Source organism: Sulfuriferula sp. GW1, assembly GCF_047300855.1.
GTDB lineage: Bacteria > Pseudomonadota > Gammaproteobacteria > Burkholderiales > Sulfuriferulaceae > Sulfuriferula.
This window is the reverse complement of sequence record NZ_CP170197.1, coordinates 3,042,136-3,062,056: the sequence shown is the minus strand read 5'-3', so window position 1 is coordinate 3,062,056 and position 19,921 is coordinate 3,042,136. Positions and strand designations below refer to the sequence as shown.

Annotated in this window: 19 protein-coding genes; 13 read left to right on the top strand and 6 right to left on the bottom strand. The window is 56.0% G+C overall.

The features are described from left to right. Window positions 1–4: 4 nt before the first annotated feature. The 3 genes from ACFDAU_RS15060 to groES all read right to left on the bottom strand — a co-directional run bounded on the left by ACFDAU_RS15060 (window position 5) and on the right by groES (window position 2,491). Entirely contained in the window at window positions 5–325 is a 321-nt protein-coding gene (locus ACFDAU_RS15060) for a DUF485 domain-containing protein (RefSeq protein WP_413437721.1), read from the bottom strand. Between the two features lie 172 nt (window positions 326–497). After that, complete coding sequence (gene groL, locus ACFDAU_RS15055; protein ID WP_413437720.1) at window positions 498–2,153, bottom strand: chaperonin GroEL; 1,656 nt, start codon at window positions 2,151–2,153, stop codon at window positions 498–500. 50 nt (window positions 2,154–2,203) lie between these two features. Further along, window positions 2,204–2,491 (bottom strand): co-chaperone GroES, encoded by a 288-nt coding sequence (groES, locus tag ACFDAU_RS15050; protein ID WP_413437719.1) that lies wholly within the window; start codon window positions 2,489–2,491, stop codon window positions 2,204–2,206. Window positions 2,492–2,639: 148 nt separating this feature from the next. Here groES and bioA point away from each other — a divergent pair, with 148 nt between their 5' ends. The 5 genes from bioA to ACFDAU_RS15025 all read left to right on the top strand — a co-directional run bounded on the left by bioA (window position 2,640) and on the right by ACFDAU_RS15025 (window position 8,397). Continuing rightward, window positions 2,640–3,944 (top strand): adenosylmethionine--8-amino-7-oxononanoate transaminase, encoded by a 1,305-nt coding sequence (gene bioA, locus ACFDAU_RS15045; RefSeq protein WP_413437718.1) that lies wholly within the window; start codon window positions 2,640–2,642, stop codon window positions 3,942–3,944. A gap of 15 nt (window positions 3,945–3,959) precedes the next feature. After that, a complete protein-coding gene (locus ACFDAU_RS15040) occupies window positions 3,960–4,949 on the top strand; it encodes a 2-hydroxyacid dehydrogenase (protein ID WP_413437717.1) in 990 nt (329 codons plus the stop codon). Window positions 4,950–5,047: 98 nt separating this feature from the next. After that, entirely contained in the window at window positions 5,048–6,454 is a 1,407-nt protein-coding gene (locus tag ACFDAU_RS15035; protein ID WP_413437716.1) for an MBL fold metallo-hydrolase RNA specificity domain-containing protein, read from the top strand. A gap of 34 nt (window positions 6,455–6,488) precedes the next feature. Further along, window positions 6,489–7,238 carry an MBL fold metallo-hydrolase gene (locus tag ACFDAU_RS15030; protein ID WP_413437715.1) on the top strand — a complete coding sequence of 250 codons (750 nt, stop codon included), beginning with the start codon at window positions 6,489–6,491 and terminating at the stop codon, window positions 7,236–7,238. Between the two features lie 82 nt (window positions 7,239–7,320). After that, entirely contained in the window at window positions 7,321–8,397 is a 1,077-nt protein-coding gene (locus ACFDAU_RS15025) for a phospholipase A (protein ID WP_413437714.1), read from the top strand. A gap of 21 nt (window positions 8,398–8,418) precedes the next feature. Here ACFDAU_RS15025 and ACFDAU_RS15020 read toward each other — a convergent pair whose 3' ends face one another. Further along, window positions 8,419–9,210, bottom strand: a complete 792-nt coding sequence (locus ACFDAU_RS15020; RefSeq protein ID WP_413437713.1) for a S1 family peptidase — start codon at window positions 9,208–9,210, stop codon at window positions 8,419–8,421. 148 nt (window positions 9,211–9,358) lie between these two features. On the opposite strand from ACFDAU_RS15020, the gene ACFDAU_RS15015 reads away from it, so the two are divergent. The 4 genes from ACFDAU_RS15015 to ACFDAU_RS15000 all read left to right on the top strand — a co-directional run bounded on the left by ACFDAU_RS15015 (window position 9,359) and on the right by ACFDAU_RS15000 (window position 14,039). Next, window positions 9,359–10,639 carry a nucleotide sugar dehydrogenase gene (locus ACFDAU_RS15015; protein ID WP_413437712.1) on the top strand — a complete coding sequence of 427 codons (1,281 nt, stop codon included), beginning with the start codon at window positions 9,359–9,361 and terminating at the stop codon, window positions 10,637–10,639. 2 nt (window positions 10,640–10,641) lie between these two features. Continuing rightward, window positions 10,642–11,691 (top strand): NAD-dependent epimerase/dehydratase family protein, encoded by a 1,050-nt coding sequence (locus tag ACFDAU_RS15010; protein ID WP_413437711.1) that lies wholly within the window; start codon window positions 10,642–10,644, stop codon window positions 11,689–11,691. A 232-nt stretch (window positions 11,692–11,923) separates the two neighbouring features. Then, the gene (locus tag ACFDAU_RS15005; protein WP_413437710.1) at window positions 11,924–13,207 is read left to right on the top strand and encodes an AAA family ATPase; all 1,284 of its coding nucleotides are present in this window, start codon (window positions 11,924–11,926) and stop codon (window positions 13,205–13,207) included. Continuing rightward, entirely contained in the window at window positions 13,200–14,039 is an 840-nt protein-coding gene (locus tag ACFDAU_RS15000; protein WP_413437709.1) for a DUF4435 domain-containing protein, read from the top strand. Before ACFDAU_RS15005 ends, ACFDAU_RS15000 begins: the two co-directional genes overlap by 8 nt. Before the next feature lie 201 nt (window positions 14,040–14,240). Here ACFDAU_RS15000 and ACFDAU_RS14995 read toward each other — a convergent pair whose 3' ends face one another. After that, the gene (locus ACFDAU_RS14995) at window positions 14,241–15,380 is read right to left on the bottom strand and encodes an IS481 family transposase (RefSeq protein WP_413437233.1); all 1,140 of its coding nucleotides are present in this window, start codon (window positions 15,378–15,380) and stop codon (window positions 14,241–14,243) included. 247 nt (window positions 15,381–15,627) lie between these two features. Here ACFDAU_RS14995 and ACFDAU_RS14990 point away from each other — a divergent pair, with 247 nt between their 5' ends. Next, complete coding sequence (locus ACFDAU_RS14990) at window positions 15,628–15,843, top strand: hypothetical protein (protein ID WP_413437708.1); 216 nt, start codon at window positions 15,628–15,630, stop codon at window positions 15,841–15,843. 746 nt (window positions 15,844–16,589) lie between these two features. Here the strand turns inward: ACFDAU_RS14990 and ACFDAU_RS14985 are convergent. After that, window positions 16,590–17,333, bottom strand: coding sequence for an SDR family oxidoreductase (locus ACFDAU_RS14985; RefSeq protein WP_413437707.1), 744 nt, complete (start codon window positions 17,331–17,333; stop codon window positions 16,590–16,592). A 698-nt stretch (window positions 17,334–18,031) separates the two neighbouring features. Here ACFDAU_RS14985 and ACFDAU_RS14980 point away from each other — a divergent pair. The 3 genes from ACFDAU_RS14980 to ACFDAU_RS14970 are packed head-to-tail and all read left to right on the top strand — an operon-like array spanning window position 18,032 to window position 19,883. Continuing rightward, window positions 18,032–18,487 (top strand): BLUF domain-containing protein, encoded by a 456-nt coding sequence (locus tag ACFDAU_RS14980; RefSeq protein WP_413437706.1) that lies wholly within the window; start codon window positions 18,032–18,034, stop codon window positions 18,485–18,487. Then, window positions 18,433–19,236: an EAL domain-containing protein gene (locus tag ACFDAU_RS14975; protein ID WP_413437705.1), complete on the top strand. Its 804-nt coding sequence runs from the start codon at window positions 18,433–18,435 to the stop codon at window positions 19,234–19,236. Before ACFDAU_RS14980 ends, ACFDAU_RS14975 begins: the two co-directional genes overlap by 55 nt. 41 nt (window positions 19,237–19,277) lie before the next feature. Continuing rightward, window positions 19,278–19,883, top strand: coding sequence for a DJ-1/PfpI family protein (locus ACFDAU_RS14970; RefSeq protein ID WP_413437704.1), 606 nt, complete (start codon window positions 19,278–19,280; stop codon window positions 19,881–19,883). Window positions 19,884–19,921: the final 38 nt, after the last annotated feature.

The following is a 19,921-nucleotide window of genomic DNA, read 5'->3' as shown; positions in this document are numbered from 1 at the left end:
GGTGTCAGGCTCCCAGGTTATGCGCGTCGTTGACGATGTCTTGTGCCATGGAATCGAATTCAGCGTTGGCTTTGCGCGAGTAGATAAAAGCTATCAGCCACGCCACCACAAATTCGGACAATGCGAACAGGAGGCCGATATTGACTGGCCCCCACACCTTGATTTTGAATAATTCCTGAAAATACGCTGCGCCGATCGGCAGCAGAAAATAATAAACCATTGAAAAAATCATCAAGCCCCATAGAAACTGGCTTTTTTTGCGGTGCAATGCCTGGAAGCGGGGATCAGCATCAATCGCCCGCCAGTTCATTTTGGTTGTGGTCATGCTGCCTCCTGTGACGGTTAAGCACGGCTTCGATTGAGCCGGTGCCATTATTATTGGTGGAACACCCGTCGGAGCCGAGTGCAACGTGATGCTACTACCGTCATACAGGTTCCTGCAAATGAAAAAAGCCCCTGCCAAAGCAGGGGCTTTCGGGGTTTGCCGAGGGGCAGGATTACATCATGCCGCCCATACCACCCATGCCGCCCATACCACCCATGTCGCCCATGCCAGCGCCGCCACCGGATTTGTCTTCCGGTAGTTCAGCGACCATCGCGTCGGTGGTCAGCATCAGGCTGGCCACGGAAGCGGCGTTTTGCAGCGCGGTGCGGGTCACCTTGGTAGGATCGAGCACGCCCATTTCCACCATGTCGCCATACTCGCTGGTCGCAGCGTTGTAGCCGTAGTTGCCCTTGCCTTCCAGCACCTTGTTGACGACTACCGAGGCTTCATCGCCGCAGTTGATGACGATCTGGCGTAACGGTTCCTCGATCGCGCGCAGCACGATCTTGATACCGGCGTCCTGGTCGTGATTGTCGCCTTTCAGATTGCTGGTACCCATCTTGGCGCGCAGCAGGGCTACACCACCGCCGGCGACGATGCCTTCTTCCACTGCTGCACGGGTCGCGTGCAGTGCGTCTTCAACGCGCGCCTTCTTCTCTTTCATTTCGACTTCGGTTGCTGCACCGACCTTGATCACTGCCACACCGCCGGCCAGTTTGGCCTTACGTTCCTGCAGCTTTTCCTTGTCGTAGTCGCTGGTGGCTTCCTCAGCCTGGCGGTTGATCTGGGCAATGCGACCCTTGATGGCGTCATCCTTGCCGGCGCCGTCGATGATGATGGTGTTGTCTTTACCCACCTCGATGCGCTTGGCCTGACCCAGTTCGGCCAGGGTGATTTTGTCCAGCGTCAGACCGACTTCTTCAGCGATCACGGTACCACCGGTGAGGATGGCGATGTCTTCCAGCATGGCCTTGCGACGGTCGCCGAAGCCAGGGGCCTTGACAGCACAGGTCTTGAGGATGCCGCGGATGTTGTTCACCACCAGCGTAGCCAGCGCTTCACCGTCCACATCTTCGGCGATGATCAGCAGCGGGCGGCCCGCTTTGGCGACTTGCTCGAGTGCCGGCAACAGGTCGCGAATGTTGGAAATTTTCTTGTCATGCAGCAACACGAAAGGGTTGTCCAGCAGGGCGATTTGCTTGTCGGCATTGTTGATGAAGTAAGGGGACAGGTAACCGCGGTCGAACTGCATGCCCTCAACCACGTCCAGCTCGTTTTGCAGGCCGGAACCATCTTCCACGGTAATCACACCTTCTTTACCGACCTTCTCCATGGCTTCGGCAATGATGTCGCCGATGGAACTGTCGGAGTTGGCAGAGATTGAGCCTACCTGAGCGATTTCCTTGCCGGTGGTGCAAGGCTTGGAGATTTTTTGCAGTTCAGAGATGATGGCGGTGACAGCTTTGTCCATGCCGCGTTTCAGATCCATCGGATTCATCCCGGCGGCGACAAACTTCATGCCTTCCTTCAGCATGGCTTGAGCCAGTACGGTTGCAGTCGTGGTACCGTCGCCGGCCACGTCGGAGGTCTTGGAAGAGACTTCCTTCACCATCTGCGCCCCCATGTTCTCGAATTTGTCCTTCAGTTCGATTTCCTTGGCGACGGAAACACCGTCCTTGGTGATGGTCGGTGCGCCGAAAGAGCGATCCAGCACTACGTTACGGCCTTTAGGTCCGAGGGTCACTTTAACGGCGTCGGCCAGAACGTTAACGCCGATCATCATTTTTTGGCGCGCTATGTCACCGAATTTTACGTCTTTTGCAGGCATTTTTAGCTCCTAATTCTTTGAATCAATTGATATGCTTTGGCAGGCCGAAATTACTCGACAATACCCATGATGTCTTCTTCACGCATCACCAGAACTTCGTCGCCATCCAGCTTGACGGCCTGGCCGGCATATTTGCCGAACAACACGCGGTCGCCGACTTTCACATCCAGCGCACGCACTTTACCGTCGTCGTTGACTTTGCCCTTGCCCACGGCAAGCACTTCGCCCTGGTCGGGTTTTTCGGTAGCGCTATCTGGAATCACGATGCCGGAAGCGGTCTTGCGTTCTTCTTCCATGCGTTTGACAATCACGCGGTCATGCAGCGGACGAATTTTCATTGCTCTATCTCCTGGAAAAAATCGCTGAATCAAGGCTTGCATCAAACAGTGAAGCAAGCCAAAAATGGATTCAGCCGAGATTGCTGTTAGCACTCTTGGCTGAGGAGTGCTAATAATAGGGGCGGAAGCTGCTAATTTCAAGGTATACATGAAAAATTCATATTGGTTGGTGCGGAGCCGGGAGGCAGTCTGGCACCCCTGCACGCAGATGAAACAGCTCGAAGACCACCCGCCGGTGCCGATTTCGCGTGGCGAAGGGGTATGGTTGTATGACTTCGAGGGGCGGCGCTATCTGGATGCGGTGTCAAGCTGGTGGGTGAACCTGTTCGGCCATTGCAACCCGCGCATCAATGCGGCACTGCGCGAGCAACTGGAACAAATCGAGCACGTCATGCTGGCTGGTTTTACACACGCACCGGTCATTGAGCTCTCCGAGCGTCTGTCACGCCTGACCGGCTTGGGCCACGCTTTTTATGGTTCGGATGGCGCATCAGCAGTGGAAATTGCATTAAAAATGAGCTTCCATTACTGGCGCAACAGCGGTCAGCCGGGCAAGACCGAATTTGTCAGTCTGCAAAACAGCTATCATGGCGAAACCCTAGGCGCATTATCGGTGACCGACGTCGCGCTGTTCAAGGACACCTACGCGCCGTTGCTGCGCCACAGCGTGCAGGTGCCGAGTCCCGACTGGCGGCTGGCCGAGCCGGGAGAATCACCCGAGCAATATGCGCTTCGTGCTGCCGAGTCGCTGGAAAATCACCTCGCCAAACACCATGCGACGACCGCGGCATTCATTGTGGAGCCGCTGGTGCAGGGGGCGGCGGGCATGGGCATGTATCATCCCGTGTACCTACAAAGGGCGCGAGAGATTTGCGACCGCTACGGCGTGCACCTGATTGCGGACGAAATTGCCGTCGGATTCGGGCGCACCGGCACCCTGTTTGCCTGCGAACAGGCAGGCGTGACAGCTGATTTCATTTGCTTGTCCAAAGGCATCACGGGTGGATACTTGCCGCTGTCAGCAGTGTTGACCACCGACACCATTTACGCCGCATTTTATGACGACGCCACCGCGCGCGGCTTCCTGCATTCGCATTCGTATACCGGCAATCCGCTGGCCTGCCGCGCTGCACTGGCGACGCTGGACATTTTCGAACAGGACGACGTACTGGCCGCCAACCGCATCAAGGCAGCCTATTGCAATCGTGTGGCCGCGCCGCTGCGTGACCATCCTCGCGTCAGAAATTTCCGCAATACAGGCATGATCTGGGCATTCGAAGTCAGCGACGCCTCCGCGGATTTTGCCCGCCGCTGCTACCAGCTCGGACTGGAAGCCGGCCTGTTGCTGCGTCCAATTGGCAAGACGGTGTATTTCATGCCGCCTTACGTGATATCGGAAGCGGAAATCAGCCAAATGCTGGAAATCAGCTATAGATTAATCGACGCCGTCTGATTCTTAAGTGCACCCATGCGTATCTTTATTTACAGCACTCACCCGCACGATCAGCAGACTCTCGTCGTCAGGCTGGAACAGGCAGGGCATGATGTTACAGCGACTACACAGCGACTGGAGCCGGCCACTTCGGGTGAAGCAATAGGCTGCGATGCTGTCTGCACTTTCGTTTGCGACGAGGTATCTGCAACCGTGTTGCAAGGGCTACGTGATGCGGGCGTCAAGCTTCTGATCCAGCGCGCAGCCGGGGTTGATAATATCGATCTGGCGGCGGCCAGAAAGCTGGGAATAGCGGTCGCCCGGGTGCCTGAGTATTCCCCGCATGCCGTAGCCGAGCATGCCATTGCGTTGCTATTGTCGCTCAATCGCCATATTCATCAGGCCTATCAACGCATGCAGCGCGCAGATTTCTCGCTGGACGGACTGCTGGGATTCGACCTCTATGGCAAGACCGCGGGCGTTATTGGCATGGGGCGCATCGGGAGGTGCTTCGCCGCCATCATGCAAGGCTTTGGTTGTCGTGTGCTGGCATATGATCCCCTTGTCGCCGCGGAACACCGCATGGCCGGCGTGCGGTACGAAACGCTGGAAACCGTCTGGGCGGAATCCGACGTGTTGTCGCTGAATTGTCCGTTAAATCCCGATACCCACCACCTGGTCAACGCGGATTTGCTCAAGCTCACGCGTCCCCATGCCCTCCTTGTCAATACCAGTCGCGGTGCCGTGGTGGATACCTCAGCCGTATTGGCAGCGCTGCGAAGCGATAGCCTGGGCGGATACGCAGCCGACGTTTACGAGGACGAGGCCTGCATATTCTTTCGTAACTGTTCGGACTGCGGCTATGATGACCCGTTGTTGAAAGACTTGCTGCGCGAACCGCGCGTATTGCTGACCCCGCATCAGGCATTTTTCACCGAGGAAGCGCTGGCAAACATCGCGACCGCCACGCTTGATAACGTGGCTGCATTTTCGGCAGGCCAACGCAACGCGAATTTTCTGGCCTGATACGTATGGTAAGTCGTTCGAGACTTTGCACCCGATACTGAGTGAATTCCGTGTATTGCCCACTGCCGGTTGAATCCACAATGCCGAAAGATCACACAATGAAGCTCACATTTCTCGGCGCAGCGCAGGAAGTCACTGGCTCATGCTATCTGGTGGAGACGGCCGGGGCGCGCTTTCTGGTGGAGTGCGGCCTGTTTCAGGGCGGGCGCGAAACGCGCATCAAAAATCGCGACGCCTTCGATTTCGACCCTGACACCATCGACTTCGTACTGCTGACACATGCGCACATCGACCACTCCGGCCTGTTGCCGCGGCTGGTGTCATTCGGCTTCAAGGGGCCGATATATGCGACAGCGGCGACCTGCGACCTGCTTGCAGTGATGCTGCCGGATTCCGGTCACATCCAGGAAAAGGAAGCCGAGTGGGAAAACGCCCGGCGCCATAAAACCAGCAGGAAATCCCACGCGGATAGCGCACCGCTGTATACCGTGATGCAGGCGCAAGCCAGCCTGAAACGGCTGCGCCCGGTGGAATACGGGGATGAAGTCAATCCGGCGCCCGGCGTGCGCTGCCGGTTCCGCGATGCCGGGCATATTCTCGGCTCCTCCATCATTGAATTGTGGCTGGATGAAGCAGGCAAGACGCTCAAACTGGTGTTTTCCGGCGATCTCGGCCAGCCTGGCCACCCGCTGGTGCGCGACGCCACGCCGATTGAGGAAACCGACGTGCTGGTGGTGGAATCCACCTACGGCAACCGCCTGCACAAAAGCCTGCACGACACCATCGAAGAGCTGGTGTTTGCCATCCAGGATACCCTCAAACATCGGGGCGGTAATGTCATCATTCCCGCCTTCGCGGTGGGACGCACCCAGGACATGCTCTATCTGCTGGCCGACCTCACCCGGCAAGGCCGGCTGCCTGCGCTGGATATCTATGTGGATTCGCCCATGGCCACGGCAGCCACCGGCATTACGCTCAAGCATCTCGATCTGCTCGATCCCGACGCGCATTTGCTGGTCGACGGGCAGGGGAACAAAAAGGGGCAATCGCGCGTCCATTTTGTAGAGGATGTGGAAGCATCGCAGGCGTTAAACGGAGCGCGCGGCAAGATCATCATTTCCGCCAGCGGCATGTGCGATGCCGGCCGCATCAAGCATCATCTGCGCTACAACTTGCCGCTGCGCGAGAGCAGCGTGCTCATTATCGGCTTCCAGGCCGCCGGCACGCTGGGGCGCAGGCTGGTGGACGGCGCCAGAATGGTGCGCATTTTTGGCGTGGAGGTGCCGGTTCGCGCGCGCATTTTTACCATCGGCGGATTGTCCGCCCACGCCGATCAGGCCGGACTGCTGGGTTGGCTCGGCCATTTTCGCGCCCCGCCCCGGCAAACTTTCGTGGTGCATGGCGAAGCGGCCACGGCAAACGGTTTTGCCGCGCATATCCGGGACACGCTGGGCTGGCGCGCGGAAGCGCCCGTGGCAGGGCAAACTGTCGCGATAGACTGGTGACGGTAAATGGTTAATAGTGAATCGAGGAGGCAGCATGATTTTCAGGCAATTGTTTGAACCTGTTTCAAGCACCTACACCTATTTGCTCGGTTGTGAGCAAACCGGGCAGGCCATCCTGGTGGATCCGGTATTGCCGACCTGGCAACGCGATCTGGCCGAGCTCAACGCGCTCGGACTCAAGCTGGCTTACACCGTGGATACGCATATCCATGCCGACCATCTCACGGCGGCGCGCAAGCTCAAACAGGAAGCCGGCAGCCGCATTGCCCATCCTGCGCTGGATCAATTGCCTTGCGCCGATGTTTCGCTGGAGGATGGCAGGCCGTTCACGGTTGGGAGCATCACGCTCGCACCTTTGCATACGCCAGGCCACACCGACCATCATTTCGCCTATGCCGTGGAGGGCCGCGTGCTGACCGGCGATGCGTTGTTAATTGACGGTTGCGGCCGTACCGATTTTCAAAACGGCGATGCGCCGACCTTGTACCGCAGCGTGCATGACAAGCTGTTCACGCTGGCCGAGGATACGCTGGTCTATCCCGCGCATGACTACCAGGGGCGGCGCGTATCCAGCATCGGCCAGGAAAAAACCCGCAATCCGCGTCTGGGCGACAACAAGCCCTTGGCTGAATTCGTCGGGATCATGGCCAATCTGAAACTCGCCTATCCCAAATTCATCGATTATGCGGTACCCGGCAATCGCGAATGCGGGCAATGCCCGCCCGGCGTGCCGGAGGATATGCAACAATATTGCGAGCAGGTGATGAACAGCCACCAGGGCTGATCCCTGCCTATCCATGTATTCTGCGATCACCTGAAACGGCCATTTAATTAATCAGTTTGACTTTTTTGCAGCAAGGGATGGAATGGAACAGTTCAGGAAATGTCCAGGCGTAAACGAAATTATTGTGGCGTGCGGGTGCCTGCTGGGCGGGATTCAAACGGCGCATGCCGAGCCTGTCGTGCCGCAGTTAGGGACGTGCCCAACCATAAAAAACGATGCGCAACGGCTGGCTTGTTACGACAAATTGTCCGGCACGATTCCGCTTCCCCCTTCACCGGAACAGGCCAAGACGGCAGCGCTGCCTGCCGCTGCTCCCGTCCCGCCCGCTCCCGCAGCACCAGCGGCTGAATTGGCGAATAATTCGCTGCTGTCGCGCGAGTGGGAACTGGACGACAAGGACAAGCACGGCACCTTCCTGTTCCGTCCTTACCACGCCAGCTATTTTCTCCCTATCAAGTACAACAACTCGCCCAACAATGCGCCGTTTCGGGGTAATTTGCTGCAATCCTCGGAAAAACTGGATTCACTGGAAACCAAGTTGCAGCTGAGCGTGAAGACCAAAGTGGTGGAAGGGCTGTTCAATAAAAACGCCGATTTATGGGTGGGCTACACCGTGTCGTCCTACTGGCAGGCCTATAACCACGGCGTTTCAGCGCCGTTTCGCGAGACCGACTACGAGCCCGAGGCGATGCTGGTGTTTCGCACCAACTATAATGTTTTCGGCCTGACTGGACGCTTCATCAATCTGGGCGTGGAGCATGAGTCCAATGGCCGCTCGGTGGCCCTGTCGCGTAGCTGGAACCGGATTTATGCGCAGTTCGGATTCGAGCGTGGCGATTTTTCGCTGCTGATCCGGCCGTGGTACCGCATTCCGGAAAGCGCAGCCAGTGACAATAACCCCGATATCCAGGATTACCTGGGCAGGGGAGATGTGGTGGCGACCTACAACAACGGTGGCAATACCTATTCGCTGCTGGTACGCAACAATCTGAAGCGGTCCCCCAACCGCGGCGCGGTACGGGTCGACTGGAGCTTTCCGCTGTATGGCCGCCTCAAAGGCTACGTGCAGTATTTCAACGGCTACGGCGAATCGCTTATCGACTACAACTACAAGCAGCAATCCCTGGGCATCGGCGTGAGTCTGGCTGACTGGATGTAAGCGAATCGGCTGTAGCGCTCATCACGGTTCCAGACCGGCCTTCTGCATCAATGCCTTCACATAGCGACTGGGAATGGCATAGGAAATGGCACTGGGGTCTTTCAGCACGTTTTCCTTGGTGCTTTTGATGAAGGTGCTGTTGACGGTGCCGTACACCAGCCCGGTCTGCGGATCGTATACCGGGCTCCCGCTATTGCCGGGGTAGGAGATACCATCCAGCTGAAATATGTTGAACGGGTCCGATTCCTGACGCAGGGTTTTGACGTCCAGATAGCGCGCATTGGGTACCGGGCGCACGATAGGGGTGATCGACGAAATGCCGGCACGGATGGAGGAAGGATGCAGCCCCAGCACACTGCCGATGGGGAAGCCGGTGAAATACATCACCATACCTTCCTGAACAGCATTCGAGTCGCTCAGTCTCAATACCGGCAGCGGCGCGCCGGAAAACTTCAGCAGCACCACATCGTGTGCGGGATCGCTCAGTTCCACCTGCGCCGGGCGAAACTGGATGGTTTCACCCTCGCCGGTAAATATGCCAAGTACCTCTTTATGTTCGATATCAAGCACCGGCTTGACCACATGATAATTAGTGATCGCATGCAGGCCGTCGCCGACCACATAACCGGTGGCGCGAAAATCTCCACGCGGTTGCCGGGTTGGCTGATAGGTGCCTACGGCCACCACGGAACGTTTTACCTTCTGGATGGTTTGCGGCAGCGTGTCCGCCTGTGCGCCGGGCATGGGCGACAAGGCCGTCAATACGATACCGATCAATATCCCATGCAGCGCGTGCGAAATAACAGGTTTCATTGTGCTTCCCCCTCATGCCGGAACAGGCATCATGCCTACAAGCCGATGATTTGCAAAGTCCCGCGCTTTCGGGGGCGTTCAAGTTTCAGTAGAATGCCTTGGCACAGAAATGGCTTAGAATCGCGCATTACAATTCAGGGAGACAGGCATGAGTGTTGTTGCAGTAGTGGGTCTGGGCTATGTGGGGCTGCCGCTGGCGGTGGAATTCGGCAAAAAAATGGAGACCGTCGGCTTCGATCTTTCCACGGCCAAGGTGGAAAGCTACAAGACTTATTGCGATCCCACCGGCGAGGTTTCGACAGATGACCTGAAAGCCGCCGATAAATTGACGGTGACCACCGACCCCGCCCAGCTGGCACGCGCCGATTACATCATCGTCGCGGTACCCACCCCGGTGGGCGATGCGCATCAGCCGGATTTTTCGCCGCTGGTCGGTTCCAGCACCTCGGTCGGGCGCCATATGAAAAAAGGCGCGATCGTGGTGTACGAATCCACGGTCTACCCCGGCGCCACGGAAGAAGTGTGCGTGCCCATCCTGGAGCGCGAATCCGGCCTGAAATGGAAGCAGGATTTCCACATCGGCTACTCGCCCGAGCGCATCAACCCCGGCGACAAGGAACACACCCTCACCACCATCCTGAAAGTTGTCTCGGGTGATGATGCGGAAACCCTGGAAAAAGTCGCGCAGCTGTATGAAACCGTCATCAAGGCCGGCGTGCACCGCGCCAGCTCGATCAAGGTGGCCGAAGCCGCCAAGGTGATCGAAAACACCCAGCGCGACCTCAACATCGCGCTGATGAACGAGCTGGCCATCATCTTCGACCGCATCGGCATCGACACGCTGGAAGTGCTCAAAGCCGCCGGCACCAAGTGGAACTTCCTGCCATTCCGTCCCGGCCTGGTGGGCGGCCACTGCATCGGCGTCGACCCATACTATCTGACGCACAAGGCCGAAATGCTCGGCTACCATCCCGAGGTGATCCTCGCCGGCCGCCGCATCAACGACGGCATGGGCAAGTTCATCGCCGAGCAGACCGTCAAGCACATGATCAATACCGGCAGCCCGGTAAAAGGCCGCAACATCCTTGTGCTCGGCCTCACCTTCAAGGAAAACTGCCCCGACCTGCGCAACTCCAAGGTCATCGACATCATCAGCGAACTGCAAAGCTACGGCGCGAATGTCATCGTGCACGAACCGCTGGGCGAGGCCGCCGAAGCCAAGCATGAATATGGCGTGGACCTGACTGCGTGGGACGCCATCCCGGAAGTCGACGCCATCGTCGCCGCCGTCGCGCACAACGAATACCTGGCGCAACCGCTGGCCGCTCTGACTGCCAAACTCAAATCCGGCGGCGTGTTCATCGACGTCAAATCCGCCTACGATCCTGTCGCAGTCAAAGCCGCAGGCTATGTCCTGTGGCGTCTGTAAGCATGAGCCGCTACGCGGAAATCTGCGCGCAGCTTCAGGCTGCGCCAAAAACCTGGCTGGTCACCGGCGTGGCCGGTTTCATCGGTTGCAACCTGCTGGAACAACTGCTCCAGCTCGACCAACGCGTGGTCGGCCTGGACAGCTTCGCCACCGGCCACCGCTACAACTTCGACAAGGTGCAGGCCAGCGTCACTCCCCAGCAATGGGCGCGTTTCAACTTCATCGAAGGCGACATCCGCACGCTGGACGATTGCCATGTCGCCTGTAATGGCGTGGACTACGTGCTGCACCAGGCTGCGCTGGGCTCGGTGCCGCGCTCGCTGGAAGACCCCATCACCACCAACGGCGCCAACATCGACGGCTTCCTCAACATGCTGGTGACCGCGCGCGATGCAAGGGTCAAACGCTTCGTCTACGCCGCCTCCAGCTCCACCTACGGCGACCATCCCGGCCTGCCCAAGGTCGAAGACAAGATCGGTAAGCCGCTGTCGCCTTACGCCGTCACCAAATACGTCAACGAGCTGTACGCCGACGTGTTCTCGCGCTGCTACGGTTTCCACACCATCGGCCTCCGATACTTCAACATCTTCGGCCGCCGGCAGGACCCCGAAGGCGCCTACGCCGCCGTCATCCCCAAATGGGTGGCCAGCATGATCGCCAATGAGCCGGTCTACATCAACGGCGACGGCGAAACCAGCCGCGACTTCTGCTACATCGACAACACCATCCAGGCCAATATCCTCGCCGCCACCACCGACAACCCCGAGGCAGTGAACCAGGTCTACAACGTCGCGGTCGGCGACCGCACCACGCTGAACGAACTGTGCGAACACATACGGCGTTTGTTGGCGCCGCGCTTTCCGCATCTGGAAACCTTCAAGCCGACTTACCGGGATTTTCGGGCGGGCGATGTCCGGCATTCGCTGGCGGATATTTCCAAGGCGCAGCGGCTGCTGGGGTATGAACCGTCGCATCGGTTGGGGGAGGGGTTGGCTGAGGCTATGGAGTGGTATGTGGGGGATTTGGTGGGGAAAGGGTCGCGCCCGCTTTAATCTTTTTTAAGTAAAGAAAGAGTCAAGGCTTGACCCTGTGGAGGTAGGCCAAGAGCTCAAAGTTATGGCACGCCTGACATGGGCTGTTACTTTCTGTTTTGTTATTTATTGATACATAGCTTCGGGTCTCCATCCGGGCTAGCAATTCGTTTCAGGGGGCACGCCGAAAAGTGTCGCGGCTCCGGAATTTAAATGTTCAATCTAATCAAAGAACTCTTTACGCAACTATTTTATGTTCAAAGTTAAATCGATATCCATAACGGGCTTCTGGCAGTCCAAAGAGGCGGGATCGCTGTTCAGAGACGATGTGAACATTATCATCGGGAAAAACGGCTCGGGCAAAACAACCTTCATGAATATCGTGCACGCTGTTCTTGCAGTTGACACGGATGCGCTCTACGAAAACGTTTTTAGCTCCGCTACCATTATCCTGACGGACGGAAGACGGACAAGGACTATTCGAGCGGACAGGATTGAAACTAAGTCCAGCCCGTTTTTACTCATTGAGTATCACATCTCGAACCGTCGCTTTATGGCGCCTTTGCTGGGTCTCGACGACGGAAGGGGTATGCCGATATCAATACGTCGCCGCGCGGTTGAAGAATCACAGCGAATCAAGCAAGAGCTAGGGGCGTTGGTTGCAGTGGCCTCACTATCCGTCTATCGAATCGGGGGTGATCCGGATCCAGAACTACGAGAACGATTTCCCAAGCGATATGCATCCACAGTCGATCTGCGACTGACGAGCCTTATGCAACGACTGACACAGTACCAACTAGAGCTTTCTAATGCAGCGCGAAATATTTCTGCCGCGCTGCAGAAAGCCGTCCTTACTTCTCTCCTCTACACCGAGGATAAGGCTAAGGATCAAGGTTACGAACTGGATTTTGATGAGCACGTTGAGCGCCAGAACCTTGTTTCCGCATACAAACAATTGGGTGTGGGTGGAACTGAGGTTTCTCGGAAGATACAAGACCACATTGCTGCAGTGACGGCGACCGTCAAAAAATTGAAAGAGCTATCGAAGCCACGTGATAAAGGTTCGAAACCTCCCTCCGATCTGTCAGTAGATTTTGCGGCGCTTGAAGCCTTTAAGCTGACCAGAACAGTGGTCGCGAGGTCGTTGGCAGCTGAACAGGAGACAAAAATAATTTTCAGCCAGATTGAGCTATTCATCCGGACCTTAAAAACTTTCATTTCAGACAAGACGTTTACATTCTCGGCCGGAGAATTGACTGTCGCCCATGAAGGCCCGATACCATTGGCCAAGTTGTCTTCCGGTGAAAAGCAACTTCTAATTCTCTTTATTGAAGCGCTCCTTCAACGTCAGCAACCCTATATATTTTTGGCCGACGAACCGGAACTATCGCTACATATCTCTTGGCAGAGAAATATCATTACAGCGATCCGCTCGTTGAACCCAAATGCTCAGATTATTGTTGCAACGCACTCCCCTGAGATTGCCGGAAGGTTCCGCGACTGTATTCTTGACATGGAGGACATTCTTCATGCGTAACCTCGAGTATTCTGTAGATGCGTTAAATGCCAAGAGCGCGTTTTACCGGGCAAAAACGATGGTGTACGTGGAGGGTGAAGACGATGTGCTCTTTTGGCAAGAAGTCTTGTCGCGCACAACCGATGCACAACTAGAGATAGAACCTGTTGGGGGCTCTGGCGAGATTGACAAGTACATTGCTCAACTCGAATCAGGCGAACTTCAAGCAATAGTTGCTCGAGACTCCGACTTGCTACCGCTCGTGGGCAATGCAAGTCTCTGTCCTCGAATACTCTATACTTTCGGCTACTCGATCGAGAACACACTATATACCGTTGATACAATTCACCAACTCGCGAAATCTTGGTGCAAGTCCAATAAGGTGACAGTCAACGAATGCCAAGCGTGGCTAGATGAACTTGCAAAAATATTCGCACCACTGCTTCGCTTGGATATTGCTAACACTCTGAGCGATGCCGGTCTTCAAACCGTCGGCGACAATTGCACAAGGTTTATGACCAGCCAGTCATCAGCTGTACCGTGCTCCACTAGGGTTTCGACCTTCACGACCGCAACCCGCCCCCATCTTCCATTGAAGTCAATGACGGCTGCAGAGGCCGCTGTTGGGACAAACCTTAGCCGAATCATCTTGTTTCTTCGCGGGCATTTTTTAGCATCCGCGGTAATCAAGTTTCTCGTCAATAAAGCCAGGTCATACAGTAAGAAGGTAACTATCTCGTCCGACTCTCTGTATGCAGCGGCCCTAATACACTTTGGCGCTGTCTTTGGCCCGGCTCATCCCCACTTTGACCATTACGCTACCTCTGCGGCGTCGGCCGTACGTCACCTGTAAAACGTTTCTAATGCTGGGGAACACTAGTGAATGAACACTGGAGTCAGCCTTGCATCATCACATTTAGACCCGCCACTCAGTCCATTGTCTACAGTACGCAATCCGTGATTGGCCGGGATTGACCGGCGGCAAGTTCTTTCTTTGCTCGTGTGTATAGACCGGAGAGATGGCTGACAGCTGTGCGAAGACATGGTGGACACATTAGCTTGCCGCAGATGTCGGGTTAAGGTCAATGGTGTAACAGCGGTGATGGGCAAAGAATACATCGAAGACCCCATCTTCCTTGGGACGCGGTCGGATCGCGACATCGTGTCCGTGGAGGGCGCTTGATACCTTGAACTTATGGCCCTGGAAGCGAAGTTCTCCGTTCCACTTTACCCTTACGATTTGGTCGTCAAGGCCATATTCGAGCGCTGGCAGGGTGTCCGGAAAGGCACGGGGACTGGGCTGATAACGGCTGATCGGGGTCTGCATTTGAATGCCTTCATGAGGCCGCTCGTGATTGTAGACATGGCGCCAGCGGTCAAAAGCAGATTGGGCATGCTCAAGATCGTCAAAGCTGCGGCCGTTGAGGACTTCGACCTTGAGCGAGCGATGGAACCGTTCGTCCTTGCCGTTGGTTTGGGGGTGATAGGGGCGACTATAACTGATGCGGATGCCCAAGCGAATCAACCACAAGCCCAACCCAGTGACCTGTCCCGGCTGATCCGGCGATCCCCAGGGGGCACCATTATCGAAGTTCATGCGGGCAGGCAGCCCATAATGACGAAAAGCAGCTTCCAGGTGGGTCTGCACCGTGTCCGATCGGGTGTTGCCACAGGCTTGCAGCAACAGGTTGTAGCGCGAGTGATCATCGAGCACCGTCAGGGGCCAACATCGGCCGCGCAGGGCGTCAAAGTAGCCTTTGAAATCGGTTTGCCAGAGCGCGTTCGGCGATTCGTGTTCAAACCGCTGCCAGGCCTGCCTGCCCTCTGTCGGAGGGGAAATCATTCCATGCCGGTGCAGGATGGTACTGACCGTGCTGGGCGCCACGGAATCCAGGCCCAGGTCCTGCAAGCGACGGCTGATCTTGCGTCCGCCCCAAGCCGGATGCTGGGTCCGCAGATCGACTACGGCCGCCTGCACATCGGCAGCCGTAAGGGTGGGGCTATGATTCGGACGACGGGATCGGTCCGCCAGTCCAGACACCCCTTCCTCTGAAAACCGGGCCAGCCATTTATAGGCCGTTTGGGGGCTGATCCCGAAGCGGCGACACAGCTCTCGACGATTGGCGCCTTCCTGCTTAGCCAGGCAAACAAATTCTTCTCTCAGGCTCATGATGTCTTTGGTCTCCCAGGGCATGGTTCCTCCACATAAAACGTTTATGCAGAAGTGTCACCTATGTCCTCGTACACCTGTCATCTATGTGCCCGGTCTGTACACTCGTGCAAAGAAAGAACCAAAGAAAGCACGCCCCACCTTGAAGGCCTCCGGCTTCCCCCTGGCATCAGGCTAAAAACCGGTCGGGACGGGAACTCGCCTGCGGCTCAAACAGCCGCCCCGCCTGATCGGTTTTTAGCCTGACGCCAGGGGCTGCTGCAGAGAGGGAATGTCCTCGCGTTATCAGCCTGTACCGGAGCGGTTAAAACGCGAATCGCCTCTTCATTTGGCGACTGAAAACCTGACCACTTCACGAGTTGAAAAAAATAAAAACGGCGCCATGCGAATGGCGCCGTTTCAATTTTGGCAGTTCTGCCTGGACTTATTTGCAGGCTTTGCCGTGGTCGGCGTGCGCGCCTTTGGCTTTGGCTTCTCGGTCATCTAGGCGCATTCCTTGGTCTTGCCGTAGTACTTGGTGCCCATGCAGTGGTAAGTATTGGATTTGTTATTGCCCCACACTTTACCAGCGCCACCGCCAGTTGCGAAAATGCCGGGGTCAGATTGGGCTATTGCTTGAAAAATCGCGGTTCTCGCGTTCCAACAAGACTCCCCAAAATATCGTCCTCCACTTCGACCTTGATATTTATTTTTGTTCCCGGCACGATTGTGGGCATGAAGATACTTTTTCTACAGTCTCGCTAGGCCAAGGCAATGTTCCAGCCACGAACCCTCAAATTTTTTGCCGCAATCATTGCAACTCTTCTATTGTTATCTTTGCCTGCGCTTGTGTGGCTAGGTTATCTCGATTCACCGGCAGGTTTAATCGTGGCAGTACCGTATCTTTCCATTTATTTGTTTCATACACTCGGCTTGCCCGGCCTGCTTGAGCATAATGGCGCGTGCGGTTGGGGGTGGTGCGCACCCACCATCTTCGGTTGGGTTTTTCTGTGCACGTTTTGGCTGTTGATCGCATGGCTGCTTGCGTGGGGCTTGTCCAGCTTAAGCCGTCATTCAAGCGGGACGCGCTCAGACTTGGTAGGGCGCAATCCTTATTGCGCCGAATGAAGACTCCGGTGCAATGCGCTTCGCTTAGTGGCACCCTACATTACGCCTGATGCCGAGGGCTGCTGCTTAGGGATACGCACTGCACCATTCACCTGTGCTACAGGGCCATGTGCAATACGACCTCGGTTATATCTCCTGGCGGGTCGGCCTGAACAGGATTTCGTTCACGTCGATGTCGTCTGGCTGGCTGATTGCAAAGGCGACGGCCCTTGCGAACGAATCGGCAGGGATGGCGATTTCATAGATTTTGCGGACGTTGTCGGCAATATCCGGTTCGGTCACGCTGTTGGGCAGTTCGGTATCGATTGCACCCGGGGAAATGACGGTGGTGCGGATGTTGTAGGGCTTCACTTCCTGGCGCAGGCCTTCGGACAGGGCCAGGACTGCATGCTTGGTCGCGGCGTAGACGGCGCTGGATGGGCGGACTTTATGGCCCGCGACCGACGAGACGTTGATAATGTGCCCGGATTTCTGCTTCTGCATGTAGGGCAGCGCCGCGGCGATGCCGTACAGCACGCCTTTGATATTCACGTCGATCATGCGGTCCCAGTCGTCGATCTTTAGGCGATCCAGCGGGGAATGCGGCATCAGGCCGGCGTTGTTGATCATCACGTCGATGCGTCCGTATTTTTCCACCGCGGTATCGACCAGATTTTTGACTTGCTCGCATTGAGTCACATCGGTTTGCACGGCGATGGCTTTGCCTTCGTTGCCTGCCAGTTCCTTTGCCAGCGCGTTAATGCGATCAATACGCCGCGCACCCAGTACGACGGTGGCGCCCTGTTCGGATAGATGCCGTGCGGTCGCCTCGCCCAGCCCGCTGCTGGCACCGGTGATGACGACGATTTTGCCTGCGATGTTATTGCCCATACTACCTCCTGAAAAGTGGGAGCCCATCGCGTGATTTTTCGTGAGAGGGGCAATAAACCTGAATTTTTGCCATGTCTCCAGGCTGGCTTGGTCATGCGCGATTCAGCCTGTTTTTGTAATGGATACAGTGCCCATGAAAAAAAGTCAGGCAAAAAAATGAAGCAAGTGCACTATATTTAGGAGCCCGAGTGAACGAAAAAGTTGCGAGAAGTGCAGCGTGAAAAATATTCGTGCTGAAACGAACGGCTCGTTTCCCAGCACCTTGTTCCTCGGTACACCTGAGGGGCCGGCAGAAGTTGGTGACACCATGGCTTGTTTGGCAGGGAGGATCCTGCGCTGCGAAAATTGTTCGACCGGTCAATTCCAGGGAGCAGCGTATTCCACACTTTGATTCGACGATCTGAAGCGATTTCCGCTTAGGGACGGCGATGTAATCTCCAAACAGGAACGAAGCTCTCAGGATCCCTTGATTGGAAATCGAATAAAAATGTATTTTTAGGGATTAAAAAAGTTGCTATGTGTGCCGATACAAATAATACGAGAGATATTGGGGAGGTACGGGTTATACCTTCCGCAACAAAGCTATTTGAACGCAATTTCCTTGTCAGCACGGCACGCCAAGCGACGCTGACATGAGTATGAATTTTGGATATGAAGAGATAGGCACGAATTGTCCCATTAGGTCGTGATGAAATGTTATGAATGTACACAAACTGACGCATCTGATTTATACGAGCTCAGCAGCTCCGGGATTCGATACGACCCAGCTCAAGTCTATCTTGCGGACTGCACGACGCAATAATTCGCGGCGCGTTGTAACTGGAATGCTTCTTTACTCCGTGGGCAGTTTTTTTCAGGTGCTGGAAGGTGAAGAAGCAACGTTGTTGGAATTATTCGCGATTATTGCGACAGATCCGCGTCATCGCAATGTGACCAAGATCATTCAGGAACCCATTGCACGGCGGGTTTTTGGCGATTGGACAATGGGGTTTTCAGCACTCGAGCCTGCCGAGCTGTCGGGGATCGAGGGCTTCAGCGATTTTTTTCAACAGGGCATATCTCTGACAAATCTTCAGTCAGGCCGGGCCAAAAAGTTACTTTGGGCATTTTCCCAAAACCGCTGGCGTGCTCGTCTGGATGGGATCACCGCGTGACCGAGTATTCATCATCACCAGACGGTTGTCCGATGGATGAGGAAGCGCTGGATTTTTCATTTGCGTTTCAGCCGATAGTGGATACGCACGCACAGACTGTTTATTCCCACGAGGCGCTTGTACGAGGCTTGCATAACGAGCCCGCCTACCAGATTCTCCAGCGTTATACCGGGGATCGGGTGACTGTTTTCGACGCAGTCTGCCGGGCCAAGGCAATTGAAGTCGCGGTGCGTATTGGAATAAACACCCATCTCAACCTCAACTTCCTTCCCAGTGCGGTCCTGGATATGGACAGGGGTTTGAATTCCACGATAGAGGCGGCAGATCGACATTCATTTCCGCTGGACCGGATCATTTTGGAAGCCACTGAAGTTGAAGCGATTGCCGATCATGCCCGCTTCGCGCAAACCGTCAACGAATACCGTCGAGTTGGAATAAAGCTCGCAATTGACGATTTTGGCGCCGGTTACGCCGGCTTGAGCCTGCTTTCCGAGTTTCAGCCGGATATTGTGAAGCTGGATATGGGGCTGGTACGAGGCATTCAGTCCCACGGTCCCAGGCAGGCGATTGTCCGCGCCATTGCACAAATATGCATGGATCTGGGCATCGATTTTGTCGTCGAAGGTGTCGAGACAATCGACGAGTTTGTCTGGTTCAACGATCTTGGTGTTTATCTGTACCAAGGCTACTTGTTCGCCAAGCCTATGTTTGAGGCAATGCCGCCCATTTATATTCCTGATCTAAACTGAGTGTCTGAGGAAGGACTGGAAATCCACACGCAGGAGCGGTGATGACATATACGGTGGGCATTTTTGTTTTTGACGATGTCGAGGTCCTCGACTTCGCCGGGCCGTATGAGGTTTTCACCACGGCGTCACGCATGAATTCCCTGAACGATGCCAAGGCCGTGCCGCTGTTCAAGGTATTCACCATAGGCCGGACTGTCTCGCGCCTGCAGGCCAGGGCCGGGCTCAGCGTGTTCCCCGACCACGATTTCGCGCATCACCCCGAGGTCGACGTTCTCATCATTCCTGGCGGTGTGGTTAGGGCTGAACTTGCCCGGCCCGAGGTGCTCCAGTGGATCGCAGATACAGCGGCGCGGAGCAGGTTGACGGCCTCGGTCTGTACCGGCGCCTTCCTGCTGGCCGGGGCAGGGCTGCTGGACGGCAGGTGTGCGACGACTCACTGGGAAGATATCGGCGACTTTCATGCCAGGTTCCCTGCCGTGAAGGTGAAGACCAATCTGCGCTGGGTCGATGAGGACAGGATTGTCACGTCGGCCGGGATCTCGGCGGGCATCGATATGTCCCTGCATCTTGTCGAGAGATTATCCGGGCGCGGATTGGCGGTACAGACCGCTCGCCAAATGGATTTTGACTGGACAGAAAACGCCTGACCGGCATGCGTTCCCTGCGAATTTTTTCGGGACGCAGA

Excerpts from the sequence above, each read along its gene's own strand:
- ACFDAU_RS15060 (WP_413437721.1), bottom strand. The coding sequence starts at position 325 with ATGACCACAACCAAAATGAACTGGCGGGCGATTGATGCTGATCCCCGC.
- groL (WP_413437720.1), bottom strand. The coding sequence starts at position 2,153 with ATGCCTGCAAAAGACGTAAAATTCGGTGACATAGCGCGCCAAAAAATG.
- groES (WP_413437719.1), bottom strand. The coding sequence starts at position 2,491 with ATGAAAATTCGTCCGCTGCATGACCGCGTGATTGTCAAACGCATGGAA.
- bioA (WP_413437718.1), top strand. The coding sequence starts at position 2,640 with ATGAAAAATTCATATTGGTTGGTGCGGAGCCGGGAGGCAGTCTGGCAC.
- ACFDAU_RS15040 (WP_413437717.1), top strand. The coding sequence starts at position 3,960 with ATGCGTATCTTTATTTACAGCACTCACCCGCACGATCAGCAGACTCTC.
- ACFDAU_RS15035 (WP_413437716.1), top strand. The coding sequence starts at position 5,048 with ATGAAGCTCACATTTCTCGGCGCAGCGCAGGAAGTCACTGGCTCATGC.
- ACFDAU_RS15030 (WP_413437715.1), top strand. The coding sequence starts at position 6,489 with ATGATTTTCAGGCAATTGTTTGAACCTGTTTCAAGCACCTACACCTAT.
- ACFDAU_RS15025 (WP_413437714.1), top strand. The coding sequence starts at position 7,321 with ATGGAACAGTTCAGGAAATGTCCAGGCGTAAACGAAATTATTGTGGCG.
- ACFDAU_RS15020 (WP_413437713.1), bottom strand. The coding sequence starts at position 9,210 with ATGAAACCTGTTATTTCGCACGCGCTGCATGGGATATTGATCGGTATC.
- ACFDAU_RS15015 (WP_413437712.1), top strand. The coding sequence starts at position 9,359 with ATGAGTGTTGTTGCAGTAGTGGGTCTGGGCTATGTGGGGCTGCCGCTG.
- ACFDAU_RS15010 (WP_413437711.1), top strand. The coding sequence starts at position 10,642 with ATGAGCCGCTACGCGGAAATCTGCGCGCAGCTTCAGGCTGCGCCAAAA.
- ACFDAU_RS15005 (WP_413437710.1), top strand. The coding sequence starts at position 11,924 with ATGTTCAAAGTTAAATCGATATCCATAACGGGCTTCTGGCAGTCCAAA.
- ACFDAU_RS15000 (WP_413437709.1), top strand. The coding sequence starts at position 13,200 with ATGCGTAACCTCGAGTATTCTGTAGATGCGTTAAATGCCAAGAGCGCG.
- ACFDAU_RS14995 (WP_413437233.1), bottom strand. The coding sequence starts at position 15,380 with ATGCCCTGGGAGACCAAAGACATCATGAGCCTGAGAGAAGAATTTGTT.
- ACFDAU_RS14990 (WP_413437708.1), top strand. The coding sequence starts at position 15,628 with ATGTCCTCGCGTTATCAGCCTGTACCGGAGCGGTTAAAACGCGAATCG.
- ACFDAU_RS14985 (WP_413437707.1), bottom strand. The coding sequence starts at position 17,333 with ATGGGCAATAACATCGCAGGCAAAATCGTCGTCATCACCGGTGCCAGC.
- ACFDAU_RS14980 (WP_413437706.1), top strand. The coding sequence starts at position 18,032 with ATGAATGTACACAAACTGACGCATCTGATTTATACGAGCTCAGCAGCT.
- ACFDAU_RS14970 (WP_413437704.1), top strand. The coding sequence starts at position 19,278 with ATGACATATACGGTGGGCATTTTTGTTTTTGACGATGTCGAGGTCCTC.